Raw genomic sequence first — 7,696 nt, forward strand, 5'->3', positions numbered from 1 at the left:
GTACCTCCAGACCGCTCAAACCTAGTTCCAGATGAGCCAGCCGAATATTCTGGGGGATCGAATTTCACCGATGTTGTTTTCGTTACCGATGTTTGCATACAAACTACGCAGCGCACCATTAAGCATTGGTAGGTGATTTAACGGGCTAAAATGCAATAGCTTGCAAGATTGCTACTCCTAAAGTCTAGTCATGATAGCTCGCTGGAGGGACAGTATGGCTATAGTATGTTCAAAAGAGAATATTTCATGATTGTTATCAAAAATTCATGCTGGCCCGACGAGAAAGCTTATGCCTACCAGAGCATTGCACTCTATCAAGGGAAATCGAGGTGACTTGACGGTTTCCTGTTGGGAGAATGAAGCGCCTTACTATATTGCTGTTCTAGTACATGGATATGGGGAACACCTGGGGCGCTACCAGCATGTGGCTGATGTGTTGCATGTTAGTGGTGCCGTGGTTATCGGTCCAGACCATCAGGGGCATGGGCTATCTCAAGGCGAACGCGTCGAGATAGCGGACTTTGACTCGGTCGTCGAAGATCTTGGACAGGTCATTGATCATTACAAGCAGCGTCACCCTGACCTCCCGGTGGTGGTCATCGGACACTCGATGGGGGGAATGATTGCGACGCGTTATACCCAATTGCATCAGGATGAGGTGGCGGCACTTATATTATCGGGGCCACTACTCGGTGTACGCACAGCCATTACCGATTTGGATGACTTGGCTTCGCTCCCTGATGAGCCATTAGATACCAAGACCTTGTCACGAGACTCAAGTGTTGGGAGGGATTATGAGGCTGATGCTCTGGTATGGCACGGTCCTTTCAAGCGGTCTACCTTGCAATCGATGAAAGTGATGCTGAATAAGATTTATGAGGGAACTAGCCTAGGAGTCGTTCCGACCCTATGGATGCATGGGACGGAAGACAAGCTTGTGCTGCTGGAAGAAAGCCGCCCAACGCTGGAGAAAATTGCAGGTGGTGATTTTTCATGCTCCTTCATTAAAGGTGCACGCCATGAAATATTTAATGAAACCAACAGGAATGAAGTACTAGAGGAGGTGAAGGACTTTATAGTCTCAAGGTTACCAAAGGTCGAAAATTCGAGGAAGTGAATGCTATGGCGATAGCGATAGTAGGGTGCTGATGTCGCAGTATGCGATTTTTCATGGGCGGGATATCGCCTCTGAGTGAAACATAAATCAAAAAAATTACAAGGAATCACATATGAAGTATGCAATCAAGATCATGACAGTAATTGGGTTAGTGTCTGCTGGTGCCAATGCCAGTGAGGTTGCTCACTATAAATTTGATTCAGAAGTGCTGGGAGCCCCCTATCCCTATACTCTCTATACTCCGGATGGATTTGGTGAAAGCGATAAGCGTTATCCGGTCATGTATCTGTTGCATGGTTCTTTTGGTAGCGAGAATGACTGGGCCTCCAGAGGATCGTTGCAGGAAACCGCTGATGCTTTGATTGCACAAGGCAAGATACCACCAGCACTCATCGTGATGCCTGGCAACCAGAGCTGGTGGGTAGATGGTAACAACGAACCGGCTGCCACCGCCTTTATCGAAGATTTGCTTCCACATATCGAGTCTACCTGGCCAGCTATCAGGGAGCGCGAGGGTCGTGTGATCGGCGGGCTTTCAGCCGGTGGATATGGCACCATCAATTTCGTCTTCCAGCATCCTGATCTGTTCGTTGCAGGCGCTGCCCTAAGCCCCGCCATCTACGCCTCTCTTCCTCCAGAACACTCGTCTGCTTGGCGTCATCCCGCCTACTTGGATGAAGAAGAAAACTTCTCAGAGGAGCGCTGGAAAGAACTTAACTATCCCTCCTATATCGACGACTACATGGCTGGTGAAGAGGTAGTACCGCTCTACATCAACTCTGGCGACCATGACACCTTCGATATAGCTTACCATGCCACTATGCTTTATCAGGCTCTCAGAGAGCATCAGCCGAACCAAGTAGAGCTGCGTATCGTCGATGGTGATCATGAATGGAATGTATGGAAAGACACTTTGCCAGAAGCTATGGAGTATGTTTTCAGCTTTGCTAGCCGCCCTCTCGGTGCACTGCCTGAGTAGCAGTTTTCTCAAGAGGGAAGGACCTCTTTCCTAGTATGGTGTTACTCAAATTCGTATCCATTGATCCCGCCTCATTCACGAGGGGGCCGATTGCACGGCTTGAAGGTGGTGGCTGTTGACATCGCTTACCAGGACCGGACTCTTCAGCGCGAGTGGCTATTGAGTAATGCCGGAGCGCGGTCCTTTTTTCGCTTTTTTATAGCTCTTTGGAATCGATTGCGGCCGTCCAAGCAGCCGTGATCGCCGACCGCCGCCGCGGTCGCTCGCTTTCTGATGCTGTGGTGGTCTCGCAGGAGCGTCAGCTCAGCGGGGCCAGCTTCGGCAGCCCCTTCAGCAGCGTCGGCCACCACTTGTCGGCGGCGGCACCGAGGTGAACCGTGATTCGCCGAGCGTGCAGCCTCAGCGTGGCGGCGACCTTGAGCACCTGCTCGCGCATCCGGCTCAGGCTCCAGCCTTGTCGGGTTTGCCGCTCCAGGAGGCAGCGCAGGCCATGCAGAACCTGGTAGGCGTAGAGGCTCAGCAGCAGGCTCACCTCGTTGCGGGCCATCACGTCCTGAACGGTGGAGGCGCCACGATCGGTCGACGAGAGGTGCACGTCGAGCGCCGACTTCACTTCGACCATGTGCGCCTCGGCGCTGCCGCGCTTGCGATAGAGTGCCAGGACCTTCTCTGGCGGCCAGTCGAACTTGCCGAGATTGGTGACCAGGAAGAAGGCATGCAACAGTAGGTCATCGGGGCGTTCCTGCACCACCAGCACTACGCGCCGCGGTGCCGGCCAGGAGCCGGCTTGGTACTCCAGATCGTGGCACCACTCCCGAGGCTGCTCGAGTGCTGGCTCAGGACCGGCCGTCGCAAGCCACGTCGTGGAATGAACGCTTACGCACGCTCGGCGAATCACCGTTCATCTCGGAGCCGCTGCCGACAAGTGGTGGCCGACGCTGCTGAAGGGGCTACCGAAGCTGACCGCACTGAGCTGACGCTCCTGCGAGACCACCACAGCACCAGAAGTCGAGCGGCGGCGGTCAGCGATCACTGCTGCGTGGGCGGCCGCAATTGATTCTAAATAGCTATAAGAAAGCGGGAAAAGGTCGGCGTTCTGGCATTACTCACCGGCCATTCGCGCTGAAGAAGCCGATCTTGATAAGCGATGCCACCAGTCAGTACCTCCAGACCGCTCAATCAGCACCCTCGTGAATGAGGCGGGGTAAGGTGTCCATCTTAGCGGGATGCTCCGCAGTTTTGATCATGTGCTGCGGCCAAGAGCTGTTTATCAGAATGTTTTTTTATGACGTTATTTTGCTACCATAGCAAACGATCGTTTTACTTTATGTCATTTAAAAGTGGAAAAGTTATGTCATTTTGCGGTGGAATTCCTGATGTAAGTGGCTGTTTTTTGGTTCTGGTTATGTCAGATTGAAGTGGAAACGACATCTGCTATACCCCTCCCAGATTGTCGTAAACTTGCCTTAACCTCCATTTGCTCAGTATCAATCGCGCGCATGCATTCTGCTAGAACGTCCCTGGATAGGCGCCGCCGTCGAGTAAAATATTCTGCCCGGTCAGATAGCCCGCGTGTTCGCTGCACATAAACGCACAGAAGGCGCCGAACTCTTCAGCTGTGCCGAACCGTCGGGCAGGCACTCCTTGAGCACGCTGCTCGCGTACCTGCTCAATGTCTTGCTGGGTTTTCTCGGCGACGTTTTTGAAGTTGCCGCGTAGCCGATCGGTGTCAAAAGAGCCGGGTAGCAAGTTGTTGATCGTGACATTGCAGGAGGCAAGTTGTGGCTGGCGCGCGAGCCCGGCGACGAAGCCGGTCAGCCCGCTGCGTGCACCGTTGGAAAGCCCGAGGATGTCAATGGGGGCTTTCACAGCACCTGACGTGATATTGACCACGCGTCCAAAGCCGTTGGCGGCCATGCGGTCCACCGTCGCCTTGATTAGCGCTATCGGCGTGATCATGTTGGCGTCCACGGCCTGTATCCAATCTTCACGATCCCAGTCGCGGAAATCACCGGGTGGTGGCCCGCCGTTGTTATTGATCAGAATATCGACCTGCGGGCAGGCAGCAAGCAGTGCCTCGCGCACTTCTTCATGCCCAATATCGCCGGGTACCGGGCGAACTTCAATTTCAGGGTTCAGTGCCCGTAATGCTTCGGCGGTTTTCTCGAGCACCTCGGCGTTACGCGAGTTGATGGCTAGGTTGACACCTTCTTTGGCGAGCGCTTCAGCGCAGCCCCGGCCTAGCCCTTTGCTTGCTGCACAAATCACTGCCCAGCGCCCCGTGATTCCCAAATCCATACTGTGCGCTCCTTCTTATTCAATTTCCGGCTTTAGCGTAATGAAAATAGTCACCATTTATTGATAATAGTATGCCTGTAACGAATTTGGCGCTTTATGGGGCAGGGAATAAAACTGAACTGGCTAGATTATTAGCCATGGACACAGTATAAAAAAAGCACCGGAGCAGGCACATCCAAACTAAACAAACGGCTATGAAGCGGCATCTTTCTCAATATGCAGGTAAAGAGGATCAAATTCGCCTGCCTGCTGTATTTTGTTCCAGTCAGGTATGGTCATGCGACTTTTGTCAGTCTGGATCAAGCCATCTGAGCGCAGCGCTTGAAAGACTCGGTTCACGTGAACCGGTGTCATTCCTGTCGCGTCTGCTATTTCTGCCTGGGTAACGGGCATGTGAAACGTGTTGTTCTCAACTAAACCTACCGCCTTTAGGCGCAGCATGAGTTCACAGATAATATGCGCGATGCGCGAATAAGCTTCACGCTGGCCTATATTTAGAAGCCATTCACGAAAGATTGAGGCGTATATAAGAGTTTCACGCCAGAAAACACCCGCAAGACGAGGGTGACGTTCGAACAGTTGGTTCAAATCCTTGTGCTGGATGAAGCCGAGTTTGCAAGGGCTGATAGAGGCAATATTAATATCTAGGACCCTCAGGTGAAGGCTTTGCAGGTCAGGGATATCGCCAGGCACATGCAGGGCCATTATTTGACGCTTGCCTTCGATAGACACTTTATAGACACAGGTAAAACCTTCAACAATGAAGCAGCACTGAGCCGGTTGATCTCCCACTCTTACAATGTCGTGATTAGTTTTAATGTTTTTGATTTGAACCGGTAAGTCTGTAAGCGCCTGCTTTTCCTCGTCAGTGAGAACGAAAATGCTGTCTAACTTACGGATCATTATTTGATTGGGGGAATCGGGCGCGGTAGTCATGTTGGACTCCATGGTTTGCAGAAATGAAGCCACATGCAACATTTACCTGCTTATTTGCTAATAATGTGAATCTAGCCTTGAGCATGCTGCACATGAGGGTAAATAGCCAGAGGTTATAGGGTGTGCAGCCCAATCATCGCACTGCGTGTTATGCAGTTAATCTAATGTCCTGTTTGGCAAAGCAGTGTATTCAAATTTTAAGGCGAGATAACGCTTATATACCGTGCAGCCAAAGGAAGCAGGCAGCTTTGGCATCCATTACTGGCTATGTGTACAGGGAATGAGATCTTCTCATGTTATGCAGGACGAAAACAGAATCGTAATTTAAGAAAGCGGCTCAAGACTAAAGCATTAAGGCTAAACGTTGGCCGTGGGAATCCTCATCAATGCAGCCAATTTACTCTGTCGGCCATGCAGTAAATCTGCCAGCGTGTAATTATCCAAAACCCCCAAGAAAGCTTCAAGCGCATCATTAAGAATCGGCTTTAGGCGACAAGAAGGGGTAATGACGCAAGCATTGTTGTCTCTAAAACACTCGACGAGCGCCATTTCCTGCTCGGTGTCTCGTATCAACGCTCCTAATCGAATAAGCTCGGGCGCGCGATTGAGCCAAAGCCCGCCATGTTTGCCGCGAATTGCTTTAAGGTATTCTTTTTGATGTAATTCCTGGACAATTTTCATCAAGTGATTGCGCGAGATCGAGAACGTCTCGGCAATTTCCGTAATGGTTGTCCGCTGTTCACCCTTGGTTGCCAGATAAAGCAGCACGCGAATCGAATAATCCGTAAAGCGAGTTAAATGCATAGCAGACCGAAGGTGGATTAAACGCTGCATTGTACGGCGTTTGTCGGGCGTGGGGAATGTCCTTTCTAACAGCGGGGTCATCAAGGAGCAGCCAGGATGCCGCTCTATATGCCTATTCGTCAGGGGTCGATGATTTTTTTAACCTATGACAGATAAATCGTTAGCAAGGGGGTATAGCATGGACAAACGATATAAACAGTGTTCGTACATATTAGCTGCACGGGAAAGCTGTCTCAGGGAGGTCGTATGAGCTATGACATAGCCCTTAAGCGGGTCTATTCAGCGTTTGAAGAAGATGATGGCGCACGTATATTAGTCGACCGCCTATGGCCACGCGGAAAAGAGCGTGCTTCATTAGCGTTGACCGACTGGTACCGGGATGCAGCGCCATCTTCTGCACTTCGGCGCGATTATCATCAGCAAAAAATTAGCGAGGCCTCCTTTCAAACCCGCTACCGGTTGGAGCTAAAAGAGTCTGCTGACGCGCTATTGCCCCTGATGCGCTACGCCCGGCAAAGCAAACTCACGCTGTTGACCGCCTCACGCCAACTTGAGCAGTCACATTTGCCTATTCTGCGTGAAGCACTGTTAGACGCTCTTGAAGAGGAAGATCGTAGTGACCGTGAGCCAGCATCTTCACCGTGTTTGTTAAGCCAGCAGAGCGAGATCTAAATATTTGAGTTATTTATGACATTAAAGCGTGGAGTATTCCGCGTGTTTTTACTGATAGTGTTGACGCTTGGCTTATTGCTGGTAGGCCCCGCGTGGATGCTTGCCAGCGGCATGATCGTGACGGATGCGCACTGGTCAACGCTTGATCGCTCTTCGTCCGGGTTGGCGCCGCATCCCGATGCGTCAGCCGATGCGGTTATACAGGTCTATGCTGCTCATACCTATAATTGGCGTGGTGCTTTTGGCGTTCACCCATGGATCGCAATGAAGAAGCCGGGGGCGTCGTACTATTATATTTATCAAGTAATGAGTTGGCGCCGACCTACGGTTGTCGCTGCGGAGGATATGCCGGATCGTGCCTGGTATGGCAATACACCCTCGCTTTTGGCCGACTATCGTGGGGAGGATGCGGCGGCGCTTATTCCGGCTATTGAGGAAGCGATCGCTCGCTACCCCAGCGCTGAGCAATATCGAATATGGCCAGGCCCTAATAGCAATACGTTTGTTGCATGGGTCGCTCGCGAAGTCGACGGGTTTGATATCACGCTGCCGGTGACGGCCGTCGGCAAGGATTACTTGTTTGATACATTGATTGCCCCGGTGCCCAGCGGTACCGGCTACCAGCTTTCGCTGGGCGGTATGGCGGGGCTACTGATAGCGCTTGAAGAAGGTATTGAAATAAATCTGCTGGGGCTGTCGGTCGGAATTGACGTTAAGCACCCAGCGCTTAAATTACCGGGCGTGGGGCGTCTAGGCATGCCTGCCAATGTTTTAGGTAATGGTCCTTTCGAAACGCCGTGAATCACTACTAAGAGCCCCACATCTTGATGTTGAATAAGCCTTTTGGTTATTAATTTATTATTTAAGTGCAGCTTTTATACAGCTGCACT

Annotated in this window: 7 protein-coding genes and 1 pseudogene; 4 read left to right on the forward strand and 4 right to left on the reverse strand. The window is 51.5% G+C overall.

Annotated elements, in window-relative coordinates; all coding sequences use genetic code 11:
• Window positions 1-289: 289 nt before the first annotated feature.
• Together ACT3XD_RS18930 and ACT3XD_RS18935 are read left to right on the forward strand one after the other, a co-directional pair.
• Window positions 290-1,117 (forward strand): alpha/beta hydrolase, encoded by an 828-nt coding sequence (locus ACT3XD_RS18930; protein ID WP_192539662.1) that lies wholly within the window; start codon window positions 290-292, stop codon window positions 1,115-1,117.
• A gap of 112 nt (window positions 1,118-1,229) precedes the next feature.
• Window positions 1,230-2,096 carry an alpha/beta hydrolase gene (locus ACT3XD_RS18935; protein WP_044630821.1) on the forward strand — a complete coding sequence of 289 codons (867 nt, stop codon included), beginning with the start codon at window positions 1,230-1,232 and terminating at the stop codon, window positions 2,094-2,096.
• Window positions 2,097-2,394: 298 nt separating this feature from the next.
• Here the strand turns inward: ACT3XD_RS18935 and ACT3XD_RS18940 are convergent.
• The 4 genes and pseudogenes from ACT3XD_RS18940 to ACT3XD_RS18955 form a co-directional block, all read right to left on the reverse strand.
• Window positions 2,395-2,922: pseudogene (locus ACT3XD_RS18940) on the reverse strand (transposase); the annotation flags it as partial.
• 683 nt (window positions 2,923-3,605) lie between these two features.
• On the reverse strand, window positions 3,606-4,394 hold the full coding sequence (locus ACT3XD_RS18945) for an SDR family oxidoreductase (RefSeq protein WP_018915978.1): 789 nt from the start codon (window positions 4,392-4,394) through the stop codon (window positions 3,606-3,608).
• Window positions 4,395-4,586: 192 nt separating this feature from the next.
• The gene (locus tag ACT3XD_RS18950) at window positions 4,587-5,330 is read right to left on the reverse strand and encodes a Crp/Fnr family transcriptional regulator (protein WP_192539661.1); all 744 of its coding nucleotides are present in this window, start codon (window positions 5,328-5,330) and stop codon (window positions 4,587-4,589) included.
• 357 nt (window positions 5,331-5,687) lie between these two features.
• A complete protein-coding gene (locus tag ACT3XD_RS18955) occupies window positions 5,688-6,134 on the reverse strand; it encodes an Rrf2 family transcriptional regulator (RefSeq protein ID WP_192539669.1) in 447 nt (148 codons plus the stop codon).
• A 246-nt stretch (window positions 6,135-6,380) separates the two neighbouring features.
• On the opposite strand from ACT3XD_RS18955, the gene ACT3XD_RS18960 reads away from it, so the two are divergent.
• Window positions 6,381-6,806 carry a DUF488 domain-containing protein gene (locus ACT3XD_RS18960; protein WP_018915981.1) on the forward strand — a complete coding sequence of 142 codons (426 nt, stop codon included), beginning with the start codon at window positions 6,381-6,383 and terminating at the stop codon, window positions 6,804-6,806.
• A 15-nt stretch (window positions 6,807-6,821) separates the two neighbouring features.
• Window positions 6,822-7,607, forward strand: coding sequence for a DUF3750 domain-containing protein (locus ACT3XD_RS18965; RefSeq protein ID WP_192539660.1), 786 nt, complete (start codon window positions 6,822-6,824; stop codon window positions 7,605-7,607).
• Window positions 7,608-7,696 lie beyond the last annotated feature (89 nt).

The sequence above is a fragment of the Halomonas sp. AOP7-B1-5 genome (genome assembly GCF_052353045.1).
Classification (GTDB): domain Bacteria; phylum Pseudomonadota; class Gammaproteobacteria; order Pseudomonadales; family Halomonadaceae; genus Vreelandella; species Vreelandella colorata.